Genomic DNA, 18,387 nt, shown 5'->3' on the forward strand with positions numbered 1-18,387 from the left:
GGTGGAAAAGTAGGACACCGCCGAACACACACAACACACCCCGTGCCCCCCAAAACCCTTGGGGGGCACGGGCATTTGTATTTCAGGACGACTATGCAGGCTTGTCCCAGCGCAGCCAATAGCGCCAGAACACAAGTCGGCGCACCCGCACACCGGGCAATACCGCGGCCGCCCGTTCGGCCACCTCGCGGATGGTCAGTTCCGGGGCCAAGACGACAGGCATCGCCGAATGCGTCGGGTCCTTGGCGAACCACTCGCCGCGGCCGAGCGCCCGGGCAATCGAGAAAGCCGCTCCGAACAGTCGATGTCCCAGTGCGGCAATGATTTCCGCGCCCAGGTCGTGTCGCAGATCCTTTCGCGGCAAGGCGATGACGGCCAGCGTTCCGCCGGGCCGTAGCAGGGCCGCGCAGCGCCGCAATGCCCGTTCCAGGTCGAGATGATGCAGAGCGCATATCGAGAAGATCGCGTCGTAACCGTTCTCGGGCAGCGCGCACGTCATCACGTCGTCGAGGACGCATGTCACGTTGCCGGGTGTGCGCCGGCGGGCTAGATCGATCATCGCCGGCGAACGGTCGATCGCGTCGACCTGCTCCACCTGACGTGCCAGCCGGGCCGCGAATGTTCCAGCACCGCAACCGACATCGAGCACCCGGCGACTGCGCGGCGGTAATGCCCGGAGCAGCATCTGGTGGTAGTAGGCGTTGTGATCCCAGTCGAGCACGGTCGCGAGGCTACCGGCTGTGGCCGGAGCGCCGGACAAGGCCGTCCCGAGCACGGGGGCTACCCCGACCAACCGGCGTCACCGAGGAAGGTGGTCGCCGGTCCGCCCTGCATCCGGTGGCCCGTATCCTGACACGAGGCGTTGTGGCGAAAGGTTTCAGTGGTCGACAACAAAACAGGTGGCGAACGTCGTCAGCCCCGCAGTGCGGGCGGCAACGGATCTCGGGGTCAGCAACAACGGGGAGGACGCCCTCAGCCGTCGAATTCGCGACCCACCCGCGACCGTAGAGACCAGCCTCAGCGTGGCACGTCCGACAACGATCGCGACGAGCCGCCGATCCCGAGAGAGATTGAGGCCAAGCAACTGGCACCCGATGTCCGCCGGGAACTCAGCACCTTGGACAAGGCAAACGCCGACGCCGTGGCACGTCACCTGGTCGCTGCGGGTGAGTTGCTCGACGACGATCCCGAGGCGGCGCTCAATCACGCCCGCGCCGCGCGGGCCCGCTCCGGGCGGATCGCCGCCGTGCGGGAAGCGGTCGGCATCGCGGCCTATCAATGCGGGGATTGGGCGCAGGCCATCGCTGAACTGCGGGCTGCCCGCCGGATGGGCAGCAAGTCGCCGCTGCTTCCCTTGATCGCGGACTGCGAACGCGGGCTGGGCCGGCCGGAACGGGCGCTCGAGCTCGCCCGTGGCGAGGAGGCCGGCAAACTCACCGGAGACGAAGCCGACGAGATGCGCATCGTCATCGCCGGCGCCCGTGCCGACCTGGGCCAGCTCGAACAAGCCTTGACGGTGTTGTCGACTCCGCAATTGGACCCGAGCCGCACCGGCACGATCCCGGCCCGATTGTTCTATGCCTACGCCGAGACGCTGCTGGCGCTGGATCGTGGCGACGAGGCGCTGCAGTGGTTCCTGCACGCCGCCGAGGCCGACATCCACGGAGCCACCGACGCAGAAGACCGTGTAAGCGAGCTCGGCTGACGTGGGAACGCTTGCCCGGGACCATGATTGCCTGCTCCTCGACTTGGATGGCACGGTCTTTCGCGGCCACGAGCTGACCGAAGGCGCATCCGAAGCGCTGGACAAAGCGACAGGCCGGGCGCTGTTCGTCACCAACAACGCCTCGCGAAGTGCCGAGGAGGTAGCTCAGCATCTGACTGATCTCGGTCTACGGGCCGTCGCCGACGACGTCGTCACCAGCGCGCAAAGTGCGGCCCACCTCCTGGCTGGGCAACTCTCGCCGCGATCTCGGGTGCTGGTCATCGGCACGGAGTCGCTGGCCGCGGAGATCACCGCGGCCGGGCTGACACCGGTACGGAGCTACGACGACGACCCTGATGCTGTCGTGCAGGGCCACTCGCCGGAGACGGGGTGGGCCATCCTGGCCGAAGCAGCGCTGGCGATCCGGGCCGGTGCGCTGTGGGTGGCCGCCAACGTCGACGCCACTCTGCCGACCGAACGCGGACTCCTGCCCGGCAACGGCTCGATGGTGGCCGCGTTGCGAGCCGCCACCGACGCCGAACCACAGGTCGCGGGTAAGCCTGCGCCGACACTGCTGCGAGATGCCTTGGCGCGCGGCGAGTTCGAGACACCGTTGGTGGTCGGTGACCGACTCAACACCGACATCGCCGGCGCCGACGCCGCCGAGCTACCCAGCCTGATGGTGCTCACCGGCGTCAACTCGGCACGCGACGCCGTGTACGCCGGCGCCGAGGAACACCCGACCTTCATCGGCCGCGACCTCCGGTCGCTGCACCAGGATGCCGAGGAGCTCGCCGTCGGCCCACAACCGTCCTGGCAGATCGACTCCACCGACGGCACGGTCACCGTGACAAGTGCCGAGGCCGATGACGGTGACGGGCTCTCGATCGTTCGTGCGGTGGCTCACGCGGTGTGGTCCACCCAGGCCACAACGGTCACGGCCGGCGACGACACCGCATACGCGGCCCTGGAACAGTGGTCGCTGACATAAATCCGATAGCGTGGAACAGCGATGACTACCGACCCTGAAGAAATTCGCGCTCGGATCGACGCCATTCTCGCCGAATTGCCGGATCCCGATCATCCCGAGAAGATGCCCGCTGAAGCCGATCTCGAAGACCTCGCGCGCCAGCTTTCCGAGGCGCACGACATGCTCGTGCGGGCGCTGGAGTCGGCGGAGAGAGCCTGAGACCGCTGTGCCGCGGCGTACCCGTGTTGATGCCGAGCTGGTCCGTCGCGGGCTGGCTCGATCACGGCAGCAAGCCGCGGAATTGATCGACGCCGGCAAGGTGAGCATCGACGGCATGCCCGCGGTCAAACCGGGCACCGCTGTCGCCGCCACTGCAGCGCTCAGGGTCGCCGAGGATGCCGAACGTCGCTGGGTGTCCCGCGGTGCGCACAAGCTGATCGGCGCGCTCGACGCTTTCGGCATCGACGTCGAGAGCCGACGCTGTCTGGACGCGGGAGCGTCGACAGGCGGGTTCACCGAGGTCTTGCTGGATCGCGGTGCCCGTGAAGTGGTCGCGGTCGACGTCGGTTACGGACAACTGGCCTGGTCGCTTCGATCCGACTCCCGGGTGGCGGTCATCGAACGGACCAACGTGCGAGAACTCACGCCGGAGGCGATCGACGGCAAAGCCGAGACGATCGTCGCCGACCTGTCGTTCATCTCGCTGACCACGGTGTTGCCCGCGCTGACTGGCTGCGCCGTGCCCGGCGCGGATATCGTTCCCATGGTGAAGCCGCAGTTCGAAGTGGGCAAAGGGCAGGTGGGCGCCGGTGGCGTCGTTCACGACCCGGACCTGCGCGCGAGCGCGGTCCTTGGTGTCGCCCGTCGCGCCGGTGAGCTTGGTTGGCACGCCGTGGGAGTCACCCCCAGCCCGCTGCCGGGCCCCTCGGGCAACGTTGAATACTTCCTGTGGTTACGCGCCGAGACCGATCGGGGTTTGTCTGGAGATGAGCTGGAATGTGCGGTCCGCGATGCGGTTGAGGCAGGCCCGCAATGACGAGTGAGCGCACCGTTCTGCTGGTCGTGCACACCGGCCGCGAGGAAGCGACCGAAACCGCCTGCCGGGTCGAAAAAGTATTGAGCGACAACAACATTCATTTACGAGTGGTGTCGGCTGAGGCAGTCGATCGCGGACCCGTGCCGCTGGGACCCGACGATGGCCGCGACTTGGGCGTCGACATCGAGCTGATCGACGCCGATCCCGATGCCGCGCAGGGCTGCGAGCTGGTCATCGGCCTGGGTGGCGACGGCACCTTCCTGCGGGCGGCCGAGCTGGCCCGCAACGCCAACGTGCCGGTGCTGGGCATCAATCTGGGCCGCATCGGTTTCCTCGCCGAGGCCGAGACCGAGGCCATCGACACCGTGCTCGAGCACGTGGTTGCCCGCAGCTACCGACTCGAGGAGCGGTTGACGCTGGACGTCACGGTGCGGGTCAAGAACGACGTCGTCTCGCGCGGCTGGGCGCTCAACGAGGCCAGCCTGGAGAAGGGCCCGCGGCTCGGAGTGCTGGGTGTGGTCCTCGAAGTGGAAGGACGCCCGGTGTCGACATTCGGCTGCGACGGCGTTCTGGTGTCGACGCCCACCGGGTCCACCGCCTACGCATTCTCCGCCGGCGGCCCGATCCTGTGGCCCGACCTGGAGGCCCTGCTGGTGGTGCCCAACAACGCGCACGCACTGTTCGCCCGTCCGATGGTGACCAGCCCCGATGCCCGCATCGCCATCGAAATCGAGGCCGACGGGCACGACGCCCTGGTGTTCTGCGACGGCCGCCGCGAGATGCGGGTGCCCGCCGGCGCGCGGCTGGAGATCCAACGCTGCGACGCATCGGTGAAGTGGGCCCGACTGGACAGCGCTCCGTTCACCGACCGGCTGGTGCGCAAATTCCGGCTGCCTGTCACCGGCTGGCGCGGACGGTAGCGGTGCTCTCCGAGATTCGGATCGAGTCACTGGGCGCCATCAGCGTCGCGACAGCCGAATTCGACAGTGGCTTAACCGTTTTGACGGGGGAGACCGGCACCGGCAAGACCATGGTGGTGACGAGTCTGCATCTGCTCGGCGGAGCCCGCGCCGACGCGAACCGGGTGCGCTCGGGCGCTGAACGTGCCGTCGTCGAGGGTCGGTTCACCACCACGGACCTCGACGACAAAGCGGCCGCGCTGCTCGACGAGTTGCTGGACGGCTCGGGAGCCGAGCGTGACGAGGACGGCAGCATCATCGCGCTGCGCTCGGTCAGCCGGGAGGGCCCGTCGCGGGCGTACCTCGGCGGCCGGAGCGTGCCGGCCAAATCACTGAGCGGGTTCACCGCGGAACTGCTGACGCTGCACGGGCAGAACGACCAGCTGCGCTTGATGCGGCCCGACGAGCAACGCGGCGCACTCGACCGGTTCGCCGGCGTCGACTCCCGTCTGGAGAAGTACCGCAAGGTGCGCGAAGCGTGGCAGAACGCCAGGCGTGACTTCGTCGACCGCAGCAACCGGGCGCGTGAACTGGCCCAAGAGGCAGATCGGTTGAAGTTCGCGCTGAACGAGATCGACACCGTCGATCCCGGCCCCGGTGAGGACGAGTCCCTGGTCGCCGACATTCGTCGGCTCTCGGAGTTGGATGCGCTGCGCGAGGCCGCATCTGATGCGCGCAGTGCACTGACCGGCGCGCGGGATGAGGCAACCGCCGACCCGTCCGCGCAGATCGCATCCGCGGCGGACTGCCTGGCGCGGGCCAAGGCGGCATTGGAGTCGACCGAGGATTCGACGCTGCGGGCATTGGCCACGCAGCTCGAGGAAGCTCTTGCGGTGGTGGGCGACGCCGCCCGGGAACTCGGCGGCTACCTCAGCGAATTACCCTCGGACGCCAGCACATTGGACGGCAAGCTGGCTCGCCAAGCGGAGCTGCGCACCCTCACCCGGAAGTACGCCGCCGACATTGACGGCGTGCTGTTGTGGGCGCGCGAAGCCCGTGACCGGCTGGCGCAACTCGACGTCTCCGAGGAGGCGCTGGCCGGCCTGCAACGGCGGGTCGATGAATTGGCTGTCGAATTAGCATCTGCCGCAGCGGAACTCAGCAAGGTACGGAGACAGGCCGCCAAACGGCTCGCCAAGGAAGTCACCGGCGAGCTGGCCGGTCTGGCCATGGCCGACGCCGAATTCACCATCACGGTGTCGACCATGCCGGCGACCGCTGACGATCCGGCGGCACTGACACTGGCCTCCGGCACCCAGGCCCACGCCGGCGGCCACGGCGTCGACCTGGTCGAATTCGGCTTCGCCGCGCACCGCGGGATGACCGTATTGCCGTTGGCCAAAAGCGCGTCGGGTGGGGAACTGTCCCGGGTCATGCTGGCCCTCGAAGTGGTCCTGGCGGCGTCGACCACCGGCACCACGATGGTGTTCGACGAAGTCGACGCCGGTGTCGGCGGCCGCGCGGCGGTGCAGATCGGCCGACGGCTGGCGCGCTTGGCCCGCAACCGGCAGGTCATCGTGGTGACGCATCTGCCGCAGGTGGCGGCCTACGCCGACATCCACTTGATGGTCGACACCAACGGAAAGAACGGCGCCAGCGGAGTCCGCCGTCTCGACGGCGACGACCGGGTCGCCGAACTCGCCAGAATGCTGGCCGGACTGGGTGATTCGGACACCGCTCGCGCCCACGCCCGGGAACTCCTCGATGCAGCGGACTGTGACCGTATTGCGACCTGAAAAGCGCGACGTGGCCTGTGACAGGTGTGACACGATATAACTTCTGAGGCTTTTGTTACGGCGCGCCTCCCCGCTCGGTCTCGGGTTCCCCGACAGAATCGCCTCCATGACCGTGACCACCACCTTGTCCTCACTGTTGTCCCGCAACACTTCGCGGCCCGGGCTCATCGGAACCGCCCGTGTCGACCGCGACATCGACCGGCTGCTGCGCCGGGTGTGCCCAGGCGACATCGCCGTCCTCGACGTGCTGGACCTCGACCGCATCACCGCCGATGCGCTGGTAGACGCCGAGATCGCCGCCGTGATCAACGCGTCCCCGTCGGTGTCGGGTCGCTACCCCAACCTGGGACCCGAGGTGCTGCTCGCCAACGGTGTCACGCTGATCGACGAGACCGGGACCGACGTCTTCAAGAAGATCAAAGACGGGTCGAAGGTCCGCCTCTACAACGGGGGCGTTTACGCTGGAGATCGCCGACTGATTCGCGGCACCGAGCGCACCGACGAAGAAATCGCCGACCTGATGCAGGAAGCCAAGAGTGGGTTGGTCGCCCACCTGGAAGCGTTCGCCGGCAACACCATTGAGTTCATCCGCAGCGAGAGCCCGCTGCTGATCGACGGTATCGGCATTCCCGACGTCGACATCGAGCTGCGGCGTCGTCACGTCGTCGTGGTGGCCGACGAAGAAGATGCCGCCGACGACCTCAAACGGCTCAAGCCGTTCATCAAGGAGTACCAGCCGGTCCTGATCGGCGTGGGTTCCGGCGCAGATGTGTTGCGCAAGGCCGGTTACCGACCGCAGCTGATCGTCGGCGACCCCAGCGAGCTGAGCACCGAGGTGCTGAAGTGCGGAGCGCAGGTCGTCCTGCCGGCCGACGCGGACGGACACGCCCCCGGCCTGGAGCGGATCCAGGACCTCGGCGTCGGGGCGATGACGTTCCCCGCCGCGGGTTCCCCCGCCGATCTGGCACTGCTGCTGGCCGACCACCATGGCGCCGCATTGCTGGTGACAGCGGGACACCGCGCCAACATCGAGACGTTCTTCGATCGGACCCGTCAGCACAGCAACCCATCGACATTCCTGACTCGGCTGCGGGTCGGTGAAAAGGTCGTGGACGCCAAAGCCGTTGCGACGCTGTATCACAATCGAATCTCCGGCGGCGCGATCGCGTTGCTGATCATGACGATGCTGGTCTCCATCATCGCCGCGTTGTGGGTGTCGCGTACCGACACGGTGGTTCTGCACTGGGCCGCCACGTACTGGAATCACTTCATCCTCTGGTTTCAGCACTGGATCCATTAGGACGGCGACGTGATATCTCTTCGTCAGCACGCGATTTCGCTGGCCGCGGTGTTTCTGGCCCTGGCGGTGGGAGTCATCCTCGGCTCCGGTTTACTGTCCAACTCGATGATGTCGGGGTTGCGTGACGAGGCCCGCGGCCTGCACAGCCAGGTCGACGCGCTCAACGGTGACAAGAACGCCTTGAATGCAAAGCTCAACTCCGCCAATGCTTTCGACACGCAGATGGCGGGCCGAATGGTTCACGATGCGCTGAACGGCAAGTCGCTCGTGATCTTTCGCGCCCCCGACGCCAGGGACGAGGACGTCGACGCGGTGTCGAAGGTCGTTGCCCAGGCCGGGGGAGCAGTCGCCGGAACGGTGTCGCTGACGCAGGAGTTCGTCGATGCGAACTCGGCCGAGAAGATGCATTCGGTGGTGAACTCGTCGGTTCTGCCTGCCGGCGCGCAACTGAGCACCAAGTTGATCGATCAGGGGTCGCAGGCCGGCGACCTGTTGGGCATCGCGCTGCTGATCAACCGCGACCCCGCCGTCCCGCCGGTCGACGACGCGCAACGCGACACCGTGCTGGCCGCGCTGCGGGACACCGGATTCATCGGCTACGGCAACCAACATCTCGGTGCGTCGAACGCTGCCGTGGTGATCACCGGCGGATCGTTGAGCAACGATGCCGGCAACCAGGGCGTCAGCGTCGCTCATTTCGCCGCTGCACTGGCGCCTCACGGCACCGGGGTGCTGCTTGCAGGACGCGGCGGCTCGTCCGACGGACCCGCCGCGGTGGGCGTTGCCCGTGCCGACGCCGCGATGACCCCGGTGATCAGCACCGTCGACAATCTCGACGCCGAGGCCGGCCGGGTGACCGCGGTCCTGGGGGTGGCCGATCTGATCAACGGCGGCAGGACAGGTCAGTACGGAACGGGCCACCGCAGCACGGGCCTCACCGTCGCGACCTGAGCTCGCCGGCATCGTCGCCGGGCGTGTTAGCGACGGGTTGGCGGAGTGTTTGTTAGGGTAAGTTTCCGTGGGTCGGCAGGCCCCCAAGCTGGAAAACAGCCTTCATCAGAGGCTAGCCCTGCGCCGTCTTCACGGAGGTCGCCACATTGCGTAAGCATCCGCAGACCGCCACCAAGCATCTCTTCGTCAGCGGCGGAGTCGTCTCGTCGCTGGGCAAGGGACTGACCGCGAGCAGCTTGGGTCAGTTGCTGACCGCCCGCGGGCTGCAGGTGACGATGCAGAAGCTCGATCCCTATCTCAACGTCGATCCGGGCACGATGAACCCGTTTCAGCACGGCGAGGTCTTCGTCACCGAGGACGGCGCCGAAACGGACCTCGACGTGGGCCACTACGAACGCTTCCTCGATCGCGATCTGTCTGGCTCGGCGAATGTCACCACCGGACAGGTGTATTCGACGGTGATCGCCAAGGAGCGGCGCGGGGAGTACCTCGGCGACACCGTCCAGGTCATCCCGCACATCACCGATGAGATCAAGAGCCGGATCCTGGCGATGGCCGAGCCGGACGCCGACGGCAAGCGCCCCGACGTCGTCATCACCGAGATCGGCGGCACCGTCGGTGACATCGAGTCGCAGCCCTTCCTCGAAGCGGCTCGGCAGGTGCGCCACGACATCGGCCGGGAGAACGTCTTCTTCCTGCACGTGTCGCTGATCCCGTACCTGGCACCGTCGGGCGAGCTGAAGACCAAACCGACCCAGCACTCGGTGAACGCATTGCGCAGCATCGGTATCACCCCCGATGCGTTGATTCTGCGCTGCGACCGCGACGTCCCCGAGCCGTTGAAGAACAAGATCGCGCTGATGTGCGACGTCGACATCGACGGCATCATCTCCACGCCGGACGCGCCGTCGATCTACGACATCCCGAAGGTGCTGCATCGCGAGGAGTTGGACGCCTACGTCGTGCGCCGGCTCAACCTGCCGTTCCGCGACGTCGACTGGACCGAGTGGGACGACCTGCTGCGCCGGGTGCACGATCCGCAGGAGACCGTGCGAATTGCGTTGGTGGGCAAGTACATCGACCTATCCGACGCCTATCTGTCGGTCAGCGAGGCGCTGCGGGCAGCCGGTTTCAAGCACCGCGCGAAGGTCGAGATCCGCTGGGTGGGCTCCGATGACTGCGAGACCGCGAGCGGAGCGGCCGCGGTCCTCGAGGACGTCCACGGCGTGCTCATCCCGGGCGGGTTCGGTATCCGCGGCATCGAGGGCAAGATCGGCGCGATCTCCCATGCCCGCGCGCGTGGGTTGCCGGTGTTGGGCCTGTGCCTCGGCATGCAGTGCATCGTGATCGAAGCCGCCCGCTCGGTCGGACTTTCCGATGCCAACTCTGCCGAGTTCGACCCGGAGACGGCCGACCCCGTCATCTCCACGATGGCCGATCAGGAAGAGATCGTCGCCGGCGAAGCCGATCTCGGCGGGACCATGCGGCTCGGCGCATACCCTGCCGTGCTGGAGCCGGATTCCATTGTCGCCCAGGCATATCAGTCGACCGAGGTGTCCGAACGGCATCGGCATCGCTATGAGGTCAACAACGCCTACCGGGACCGCATAGCCGAGAGCGGGCTGAAGTTCTCCGGCACGTCGCCGGACGGGCATCTGGTCGAGTTCGTCGAGTACCCACCGGAGATGCACTCGTTCGTAGTCGGCACGCAGGCTCACCCTGAGCTCAAGAGCCGACCGACCCGGCCGCATCCACTGTTCACCGGCTTCATCGGCGCGGCCATCGAGTACAAAGCGGCCGAGCGGCTGTCTCTCGAGATGCCGGAGCGACGCGCCAACGGCAGCGAGCAGCACGAGGGGGCCGAGTCGGCACTGCCCGAGCCCGAGCCCGTCACCCGTGGGTGAGCACATCTTCGAGACGACGTCGTCCGAAACGCTGCACAGCGGAAAGATTTTCGCGCTGCGGGTCGACCAGGTACGGATGCCCGGCGGGGGCGTCGCCACCCGTGAAGTCGTCGAGAATTTCGGCGCGGTCGCAATAGTGGCGCTGGATGACGACGGCCGAATTCCGTTGGTCTACCAATACCGCCACCCGTTCGGCCGTCGCCTGTGGGAGTTGCCCGCCGGGCTGCTCGACATCGAGGGCGAGGCGCCGGAGCGCAGCGCGGCACGCGAACTCCAGGAGGAAGTCGGCCTGCGCGCCGAACACTGGCAGGTGTTGGCGGACCTCGATTCCGCGCCTGGCTTCAGTGACGAGTCAGTGCGGGTGTTCCTGGCCACCGGGTTGACCGAAGTCGAGCGGCCGACGCCGCACGACGAAGAAGCGGACATGACGATGCAGTGGTACCCGCTGGCCGACGCCGTGCAACGGATCTTCAGCGGTGAGATCACGAATTCCCTTGCGGTGAGCGGTATTCTGGCGGCTCACGCGGTCACCGGGGGCGTCGCCCCGGCCCGGCCGGTGGACGCGCCGTGGATCGACCGGCCGACGGCCTTCCGCGCGCGGAAGGCCCGTCTGGATGGTGCCCAGTGACGACGCTGGCGCAGCCACTGGAGGGTCAGCTTCAGGGGTACCTCGACCATCTGACGATCGAGCGCGGTGTCGCGGCGAACACCCTGAGCTCCTACCGGAGAGATCTGCGGCGGTATTTCGAGCATCTGACCACCCGCGGTGTCGACGACTTGGCGAACGTCGCCGAGGACGACGTCAGCGAGTTCCTGGTGGCACTGCGCCGAGGAGATCCGGACGCCGGCATTTCGCCGCTGTCGGCGGTCTCGGCCGCACGAACCCTGATCGCGGTGCGCGGATTCCATCGGTTCGCCGCCGCCGAGGGCCTGGCTGAGTTCGATGTCGCGCAGGGCGTCAAGCCACCGACGCCGGGCCGGCGGCTGCCGAAGAGCCTCAGCCTCGACCAGGTGCTCGCCTTGCTGGCCGGCGCGGGTGGCGACAGCCCGTCCGACGGCCCGCTGACGCTCCGCAATCGCGCGTTGCTCGAGCTGCTGTATTCCACCGGGGCGCGCATCTCCGAAGCGGTCGGCCTCGACGTCGACGATGTCGACACCGAAGCCCGGTCGGTGCTGCTGCGCGGAAAGGGCGGCAAGCAGCGGCTGGTTCCGATCGGACGACCCGCGGTCCAGGCTTTGGAGGCCTATCTGGTCCGCGGGCGGACCGAATTGGCGCGTCGCGGCCGGGGTACGCCGGCGATCTTCCTCAACGCCCGTGGCGGCCGCTTGTCCCGTCAGAGCGCGTGGCAGGTGCTGCAGGATGCTGCCGACCGGGCCGGTATCACCTCAGGCGTCTCGCCGCACACGCTGCGGCATTCGTTCGCGACCCACCTGCTCGAAGGCGGCGCCGACGTCCGCGTCGTGCAGGAACTGCTGGGACACGCGTCGGTGACCACCACGCAGATCTACACGATGGTCACCGTGCACGCGCTGCGCGAAGTCTGGGCGGAAGCCCACCCGCGGGCGCGCTAACCGCCCAAGTACTCCGACTCAAGCACCAGGTCGGAGAGCAGACTCTGATATTCCACGTGTGTCTTGTGCTCGACGGTCTGCCACAGCGCGCCCTGCTGCTGACGCATGTATTCGCGGTATTTCGGGGCGCCCGGCATCTTGACGTTGTCGGCGACCACGATCGAGCCGGTGTGTAGCCAGCCTCGGTCGAGGATGCTCTGCAGGTCGACGAGATAAGCGTCCTTGTCGTGGTCGATGAATACGAAATCCACAGCGCCAGAATCAAATCCAGGCTGGCCGGCCAGTGCGTCCAGCGTGCGTCCGCCATCGCCGATGGTGCCGACCACGCAGGTGATCCGGTCGGCGACGCCCGCGTGCGCCCAGATCCGACGGGCGTTGGCGGCGTTGACCTCGGCAAGTTCGACGGAATAGACGTGGGCACCGGGCGCCGACCGGGCGATGCGCAGCGCGCTGTATCCGCAGTAGGTACCGAGTTCGAGCGCCAGCGTCGGCTCGGCACGCCGAACCGCGGCGTCCAGCAACGCGCCTTTTTCGTCGCCGACATTGATCAGCAGCGATTTCTCGTAGGCGAACCGGTCGATCGCCGCCAGGACGTCGTCGATATCGCCCGCGCGAGCGTGGCTGAGCACGTATTCGACGGCAGCCGCTTCGCGCCCGTCGCCGATCTGGCCTGTCGTTGTGAGATTTCGCACGCCGGTCGCCATCCGCCAGAACGACCACCGGAGCAAGGGGATGCGCTGCTTCAGACTCATGACCGCCACCCTAGACCGCCGGGCAATGCCGGCGACGACGTCAAATTCGCAGGTGACGTTGTTGCGGGTCTTCCGGCGCGGGCGCACATACCCGTTAGACTTTCGAGCCATGCCCGCCGTTGCCCGATCGCCATACGAGCGGCAGTCATGAGCACCGCCGGCGACGATGCAGAGCGCAGCGATGCCGAGGAGCGGCGCAGATGAGTGACGATGCCGAGGGCACCGAGGTCGGCCTGACCGGGCGGGTGCCCCGGACAATTCCCGAACCGAAGCCACGCACCTCACACGGCCCGGCCAAGGTCATCGCGATGTGCAACCAGAAAGGTGGCGTGGGAAAAACCACGTCGACGATCAATCTGGGTGCCGCCCTGGCCGAATACGGTCGCCGGGTGCTGCTGGTCGACCTGGACCCGCAGGGCGCGCTTTCGGCCGGGCTCGGCGTGCCGCACTACGAGCTGGAACACACGATCCACAACCTGCTGGTCGAGCCGCGGGTGTCGCTCGACCACGTGCTGATGCACACCCGGGTCAAGAACCTCGATCTGGTGCCCAGCAACATCGATCTGTCCGCGGCAGAGATCCAGCTGGTCAACGAGGTAGGCCGGGAGCAGACCCTGTCCCGTGCGCTGCACCCGGTGCTGGACCGCTATGACTACGTCCTGATCGACTGCCAACCGTCGCTGGGCTTGCTGACGGTCAACGGGTTGGCATGCTCCGACGGCGTCGTCATCCCGACCGAATGCGAGTTCTTCTCGCTGCGTGGTCTGGCGCTGCTGACCGACACCGTGGAGAAGGTGCGCGACCGACTCAACCCGAAGCTGGACATCAGCGGAATCCTGATCACCCGCTACGACCCGCGAACGGTCAACTCGCGCGAGGTGATGGCCCGGGTGGTGGAGCGCTTCGGCGATCTGGTGTTCGACACCGTCATCACCCGCACGGTCCGCTTTCCGGAGACCAGCGTCGCCGGCGAACCGATCACGTCGTGGGCACCGAGATCCGGCGGCGCTCTCGCCTACCGATCGCTGGCCCGCGAGGTGATCGACCGGTTCGGCGCGTGAACGCTCGCGCGACCAGCGAGGCACCACCCCAGAACGGCTTCCAGGTCAGGCTGACGAATTTCGAGGGCCCCTTCGACCTCCTCCTGCAGCTGATTTTCGCTCACCGCCTGGACGTGACCGAGGTGGCGCTGCACCAGGTCACCGACGATTTCATCGCCTACACCAAAGCCATCGGCCGGGCGCTGGAGCTCGAGGAGACCACGGCGTTCCTGGTCGTCGCCGCGACGTTGCTCGACCTGAAGGCGGCCCGGCTGCTGCCGTCCGGTCAGGTGAGCGACGAGGAAGACCTGGCGCTGCTGGAGGTCCGCGACCTGCTGTTCGCGCGGCTGCTGCAGTACCGGGCGTTCAAGCACGTAGCGATGATGTTCGGCGAGCTCGAAGCCGCCGCGCTGCGAAGCTACCCGCGCGCGGTGTCGCTGGAGGAGCAGTTCGCCGACCTGCTGCCCGAAGTGATGCTCGGCGTCGACGCCCAGACGTTCGCGGAGATCGCCGCGACCGCCTTCACCCCCCGGCCGGTACCCACGGTGGGCACCGAGCATCTTCACCAGATCTACGTGTCGGTCCCGGAACAAGCCAAGCGGCTGCTGTGGTTCCTGGAACAGCGCGGGGTAGGGCAGTGGGCGTCGTTCTCCGACCTCGTCGCCGAATGCGAACCCATCGAGATCGTCGGTCGCTTCCTGGCTCTGCTCGAGCTGTTCCGCTCCCGAGCGGTAGCATTCGACCAGTCAGAACCGCTTGGTGTGCTCCAGGTTTCGTGGACCGGAGAACAACCGACCAGCGCAGAATTGCGGGACGAATACTCATGAGCCGTGCAGGCGACGATGCAGCGCCCTACGACGAGCCGGGGCCGGCCATCGACGAACCCGCGAACGACCTTCCCGTCGACGCGTCCGGTTCGGACTCCGATCTCGACGACGCCGGCGCGAATCTGGGTATCGACGTCGCCACGGCACCCGAGCTCGAGGACGGCGAGCTGGGTGCCGTCCTGGAGGCCCTGCTGCTGGTCGTCGACACCCCGGTGACAGTGGAACAGCTGGGTGCGGCCACCGAGCAGCCCGCCCATCGGATCGCCGCGAAGCTCCGGCTGATGGCCGATGAGCTCACCGAGCAGGACAGCGGCATCGACCTGCGCGAGGCGGGTGGGGGGTGGCGGCTCTACACCCGGGCCCGGTTTGCGCCCTACGTGGAGCGGCTGCTGCTGGACGGGTCACGCTCGAAGCTGACCCGGGCCGCGTTGGAGACCTTGGCCGTGGTGGCCTATCGGCAGCCGGTGACCCGCGCGCGGGTGAGCGCGGTCCGAGGGGTCAACGTGGACGCGGTGATGCGCACGCTGCTGGCCCGGGGCCTGATCACCGAGGCCGGCACCGACGCTGACACCGGCGCGGTGACATTCGCCACGACCGAATTGTTCCTGGAACGTCTCGGGTTGTCGTCGTTGACCGATCTCCCAGACATCGCACCATTGCTTCCCGACGTCGACATGATCGACGATCTCAGCGAATCCCTGGACGCTGAACCACGTTTCGCGAAGCTCGCGGGCGGTCCGGTCGCCAACGACCAGCCGCTGTCGTTCGACGTGGACCACGAATGATGGCGACCGCCGGCGAGCCCGAAGGGGTTCGCCTTCAAAAAGTGTTGTCCCAGGCCGGAATTGCATCACGACGAGTCGCCGAACGAATGATCATCGACGGGCGCGTCGAGATCGACGGTCGGGTGGTGACCGAGCTGGGCACCCGGGTCGACCCCGACGCCTCGGAGATCCGCGTCGACGGTGCGCGGGTGATACTCGACGACTCGATGGTGTACCTGGCGCTCAACAAACCGCAGGGCATGCACTCCACGATGTCGGACGATCGCGGCCGTCCGTGCATCGGCGACCTGATCGAGCATCGAGTCAGGGGCAACAAGAAGCTCTTTCACGTCGGACGCCTGGACGCCGACACCGAAGGGCTGATCCTGCTCACCAACGACGGCGAACTCGCACACCGATTGATGCACCCGTCCTATGAGATCCCCAAGACCTATGTGGCCACCGTCAACGGCGTCGTGCCGCGCGGCCTCGGCAAGAAGCTGCGCGCCGGCATCGAACTGGAGGACGGCCCCATCGCTGTCGACGATTTCGCGGTGGTGGACGCGATCCCCGGTAAGACGATGATCCGGGTCACCCTGCACGAGGGGCGCAAACGCATCGTGCGCCGGATGCTCAAAGCGGCCGGCTTCCCGGTACAGACTCTGGTGCGCACCGACATCGGGGCGGTCACGCTCGGGGATCAGCGTCCGGGCAGCATCAGGGCGTTGCGCCGCAACGAAATCGGGGAACTCTACAAAGCGGTCGGACTGTGAGCGCAACCAACGGTGCGGTTGTCGCCATCGACGGTCCGGCCGGCACCGGAAAGTCCTCCGTGTCACGAGGTTTGGCGCGACTGCTGGATGCCCGTTACCTGGACACCGGCGCCATGTACCGCATCGCCACCCTGGCCGTGCTGCGCGCGGGTATCGACCTTGCCGACCCGGCTGCCGTGCAGGGCGTAGCGACGGCTGCCGACATGTCGGTGGGCCACGATCCCGACGACAGCCGCAGTTACCTCGACGGTCAGGATGTCTCGTCGGAGATCCGGGGCGAGGAGGTCACCAAGGCCGTGTCGGCGGTGTCCTCGGTGCCTGCGGTACGCACCCGGCTCGTCGATCTGCAGCGCACTCTGGCTGACGGGCCGGGCAGCGTCGTGGTCGAAGGACGCGACATCGGCACCGTGGTGTTGCCAGAAGCCGACCTCAAGGTCTTCCTGACGGCCTCGGCCGAGACCCGGGCCCGGCGCCGCAACGACCAGAACGTCGCGTCCGGTCTTCCCGACGACTACGACGGCGTGCTCGCCGATGTCCGCCGCCGCGACCACATCGACTCCACCCGCGCGGTGTCGCCGCTGCGCGCAGCCGACGACGCGGTGATCGTCGATACCAGCGAGATGACCGAGTCCCAGGTGATCGATCACCTGTTGCATCTGGTCCAGCAGCGAAGCGAGACGATCAGATGAGTCAGGACGGCACGTGGGTCGACGAAAGCGACTGGGAGTCGGCGGAATTCGAAGACATCGTCGATGAACTGGCTGCGGGACCTCCGCCGGTGGTGGCGGTGGTCGGCCGCCCCAATGTCGGCAAGTCGACCCTGGTCAACAGGATTCTGGGTCGCCGGGAAGCGGTGGTTCAGGACATTCCCGGGGTGACCCGGGACCGTGTCTCCTATGACGCGCTCTGGATCGGGCGCCGATTCGTCGTCCAGGACACCGGCGGCTGGGAACCCGATGCCAAGGGTCTGCAGCAGCTGGTCGCCGAGCAGGCCTCGGTGGCCATGCGTACCGCCGACGCGATCATCCTGGTGGTGGACGCTGTGGTCGGCGCGACCACCGGCGACGAGGCCGCCGCGCGCATCCTGCGCCGCTCGGGCAAGCCGGTGTTCCTGGCCGCCAACAAGGTCGACAGCGACAAAGCGGAATCCGACGCCGCGGCACTGTGGTCGCTGGGAATCGGTGAGCCGCATGCGATCAGCGCGATGCACGGTCGCGGCGTCGGTGATCTGCTCGACGCGGTCGTCGGCGTGCTACCCGAGGTTGCCGAAGCGGCCTCCGGCAAGGGCGGTCCGCGACGGGTGGCGTTGGTCGGCAAGCCGAACGTCGGCAAGAGCTCGCTGATGAATCGGCTGGCGGGCGATCAACGGTCGGTGGTGCACGACGTCGCCGGCACCACCGTCGATCCGGTTGACTCGCTGATCGAATTGGACGGCAAAATCTGGAGATTCGTCGATACGGCCGGTCTGCGCCGCAAGGTCGGTCAGGCCAGCGGTCATGAGTTCTACGCCTCGGTTCGCACCCACGGGGCGATCGATGCCGCCGAAGTGGTGATCGTGTTGATCGACGGATCGGCGCCGCTGACCGAACAGGACCTGCGGATCTTGTCGATGGTCATCGAGGCCGGCCGGGCGCTGGTGCTGGCGTACAACAAATGGGACCTGGTCGACGAAGATCGACGGTACTTACTGGACAAGGAGATCGATCGCGAACTGGTCCAGATCCGGTGGGCGCAGCGGGTGAACATCTCCGCCAAGACCGGTCGCGCCGTGCAGAAACTGGTCCCGGCCCTGGAGGGCGCGCTGGCGGCTTGGGATACCCGGATCAGCACCGGCCGGTTGAACACCTGGATCAAGGAAGTCGTCGCGGCGACGCCGCCGCCGGTGCGCGGTGGCAAGCAGCCGCGGATCCTGTTCGCCACCCAGGCCACCGCCCGCCCGCCGACCTTCGTGCTGTTCACCAGCGGCTTCCTGGAGGCCGGCTACCGCAGGTTCCTCGAACGACGCCTGCGTGAGACCTTCGGCTTCGAGGGCAGTCCTATCCGCATCAACGTGCGGATGCGCGAGAAGCGCAAACCCAAGTCCCACTGACTGTGACGT

The 18,387-nt window shown here is 67.2% G+C and carries 19 protein-coding genes; 17 read left to right on the forward strand and 2 right to left on the reverse strand.

Annotated elements, in window-relative coordinates:
• Nucleotides 1–91 precede the first annotated feature (91 nt).
• Nucleotides 92–721 (reverse strand): class I SAM-dependent methyltransferase, encoded by a 630-nt coding sequence (locus tag ACZYW1_RS18375; protein WP_463787895.1) that lies wholly within the window; start codon nucleotides 719–721, stop codon nucleotides 92–94.
• Nucleotides 722–880: 159 nt separating this feature from the next.
• Between ACZYW1_RS18375 and ACZYW1_RS18380 the strand changes: the two genes are divergently transcribed.
• From ACZYW1_RS18380 to xerD, 11 genes are all read left to right on the forward strand, one after another.
• Entirely contained in the window at nucleotides 881–1,705 is an 825-nt protein-coding gene (locus tag ACZYW1_RS18380) for a tetratricopeptide repeat protein (RefSeq protein ID WP_463787896.1), read from the forward strand.
• Between the two features lies 1 nt (nucleotide 1,706).
• Nucleotides 1,707–2,696, forward strand: a complete 990-nt coding sequence (locus tag ACZYW1_RS18385) for an HAD-IIA family hydrolase (RefSeq protein ID WP_463787897.1) — start codon at nucleotides 1,707–1,709, stop codon at nucleotides 2,694–2,696.
• A 21-nt stretch (nucleotides 2,697–2,717) separates the two neighbouring features.
• Nucleotides 2,718–2,894, forward strand: coding sequence for a hypothetical protein (locus tag ACZYW1_RS18390; protein ID WP_463787898.1), 177 nt, complete (start codon nucleotides 2,718–2,720; stop codon nucleotides 2,892–2,894).
• 7 nt (nucleotides 2,895–2,901) lie between these two features.
• Nucleotides 2,902–3,711, forward strand: coding sequence for a TlyA family RNA methyltransferase (locus ACZYW1_RS18395; RefSeq protein ID WP_463787899.1), 810 nt, complete (start codon nucleotides 2,902–2,904; stop codon nucleotides 3,709–3,711).
• Nucleotides 3,708–4,631 carry an NAD kinase gene (locus ACZYW1_RS18400; protein WP_463787900.1) on the forward strand — a complete coding sequence of 308 codons (924 nt, stop codon included), beginning with the start codon at nucleotides 3,708–3,710 and terminating at the stop codon, nucleotides 4,629–4,631. The genes ACZYW1_RS18395 and ACZYW1_RS18400 overlap by 4 nt, the downstream gene beginning before the upstream one ends.
• 2 nt (nucleotides 4,632–4,633) lie before the next feature.
• Nucleotides 4,634–6,406, forward strand: coding sequence for a DNA repair protein RecN (gene recN, locus ACZYW1_RS18405; protein WP_463787902.1), 1,773 nt, complete (start codon nucleotides 4,634–4,636; stop codon nucleotides 6,404–6,406).
• Between the two features lie 106 nt (nucleotides 6,407–6,512).
• Entirely contained in the window at nucleotides 6,513–7,706 is a 1,194-nt protein-coding gene (gene steA / locus ACZYW1_RS18410; protein ID WP_463787904.1) for a putative cytokinetic ring protein SteA, read from the forward strand.
• 9 nt (nucleotides 7,707–7,715) lie between these two features.
• Nucleotides 7,716–8,657 (forward strand): copper transporter, encoded by a 942-nt coding sequence (locus ACZYW1_RS18415; RefSeq protein WP_463787905.1) that lies wholly within the window; start codon nucleotides 7,716–7,718, stop codon nucleotides 8,655–8,657.
• Nucleotides 8,658–8,803: 146 nt separating this feature from the next.
• On the forward strand, nucleotides 8,804–10,561 hold the full coding sequence (locus ACZYW1_RS18420) for a CTP synthase (RefSeq protein ID WP_463787906.1): 1,758 nt from the start codon (nucleotides 8,804–8,806) through the stop codon (nucleotides 10,559–10,561).
• Complete coding sequence (locus ACZYW1_RS18425; protein ID WP_463787907.1) at nucleotides 10,554–11,189, forward strand: NUDIX domain-containing protein; 636 nt, start codon at nucleotides 10,554–10,556, stop codon at nucleotides 11,187–11,189. The genes ACZYW1_RS18420 and ACZYW1_RS18425 overlap by 8 nt, the downstream gene beginning before the upstream one ends.
• Nucleotides 11,186–12,133 (forward strand): site-specific tyrosine recombinase XerD, encoded by a 948-nt coding sequence (gene xerD, locus ACZYW1_RS18430; protein ID WP_463787908.1) that lies wholly within the window; start codon nucleotides 11,186–11,188, stop codon nucleotides 12,131–12,133. Before ACZYW1_RS18425 ends, xerD begins: the two co-directional genes overlap by 4 nt.
• On the opposite strand, the gene ACZYW1_RS18435 is transcribed toward xerD, so the two are convergent.
• Nucleotides 12,130–12,885, reverse strand: a complete 756-nt coding sequence (locus tag ACZYW1_RS18435) for an O-methyltransferase (RefSeq protein ID WP_463787909.1) — start codon at nucleotides 12,883–12,885, stop codon at nucleotides 12,130–12,132. The genes xerD and ACZYW1_RS18435 overlap by 4 nt on opposite strands.
• Nucleotides 12,886–13,085: 200 nt before the next feature.
• On the opposite strand from ACZYW1_RS18435, the gene ACZYW1_RS18440 reads away from it, so the two are divergent.
• The 6 genes from ACZYW1_RS18440 to der are packed head-to-tail and all read left to right on the forward strand — an operon-like array spanning nucleotide 13,086 to nucleotide 18,378.
• Nucleotides 13,086–13,946 carry a ParA family protein gene (locus tag ACZYW1_RS18440; RefSeq protein ID WP_463787910.1) on the forward strand — a complete coding sequence of 287 codons (861 nt, stop codon included), beginning with the start codon at nucleotides 13,086–13,088 and terminating at the stop codon, nucleotides 13,944–13,946.
• Nucleotides 13,943–14,752 (forward strand): segregation/condensation protein A, encoded by an 810-nt coding sequence (locus ACZYW1_RS18445; protein ID WP_463787911.1) that lies wholly within the window; start codon nucleotides 13,943–13,945, stop codon nucleotides 14,750–14,752. The genes ACZYW1_RS18440 and ACZYW1_RS18445 overlap by 4 nt, the downstream gene beginning before the upstream one ends.
• A complete protein-coding gene (gene scpB / locus ACZYW1_RS18450) occupies nucleotides 14,749–15,537 on the forward strand; it encodes an SMC-Scp complex subunit ScpB (RefSeq protein ID WP_463787912.1) in 789 nt (262 codons plus the stop codon). Before ACZYW1_RS18445 ends, scpB begins: the two co-directional genes overlap by 4 nt.
• Nucleotides 15,534–16,289: a pseudouridine synthase gene (locus ACZYW1_RS18455; RefSeq protein WP_463787913.1), complete on the forward strand. Its 756-nt coding sequence runs from the start codon at nucleotides 15,534–15,536 to the stop codon at nucleotides 16,287–16,289. The genes scpB and ACZYW1_RS18455 overlap by 4 nt, the downstream gene beginning before the upstream one ends.
• Nucleotides 16,286–16,978 carry a (d)CMP kinase gene (gene cmk, locus ACZYW1_RS18460; protein ID WP_463787914.1) on the forward strand — a complete coding sequence of 231 codons (693 nt, stop codon included), beginning with the start codon at nucleotides 16,286–16,288 and terminating at the stop codon, nucleotides 16,976–16,978. The genes ACZYW1_RS18455 and cmk overlap by 4 nt, the downstream gene beginning before the upstream one ends.
• A complete protein-coding gene (gene der / locus ACZYW1_RS18465; RefSeq protein ID WP_463787915.1) occupies nucleotides 16,975–18,378 on the forward strand; it encodes a ribosome biogenesis GTPase Der in 1,404 nt (467 codons plus the stop codon). The genes cmk and der overlap by 4 nt, the downstream gene beginning before the upstream one ends.
• The last annotated feature ends 9 nt before the right edge of the window (nucleotides 18,379–18,387 follow it).

The organism is Mycobacterium sp. IDUB_36, assembly GCF_055419225.1.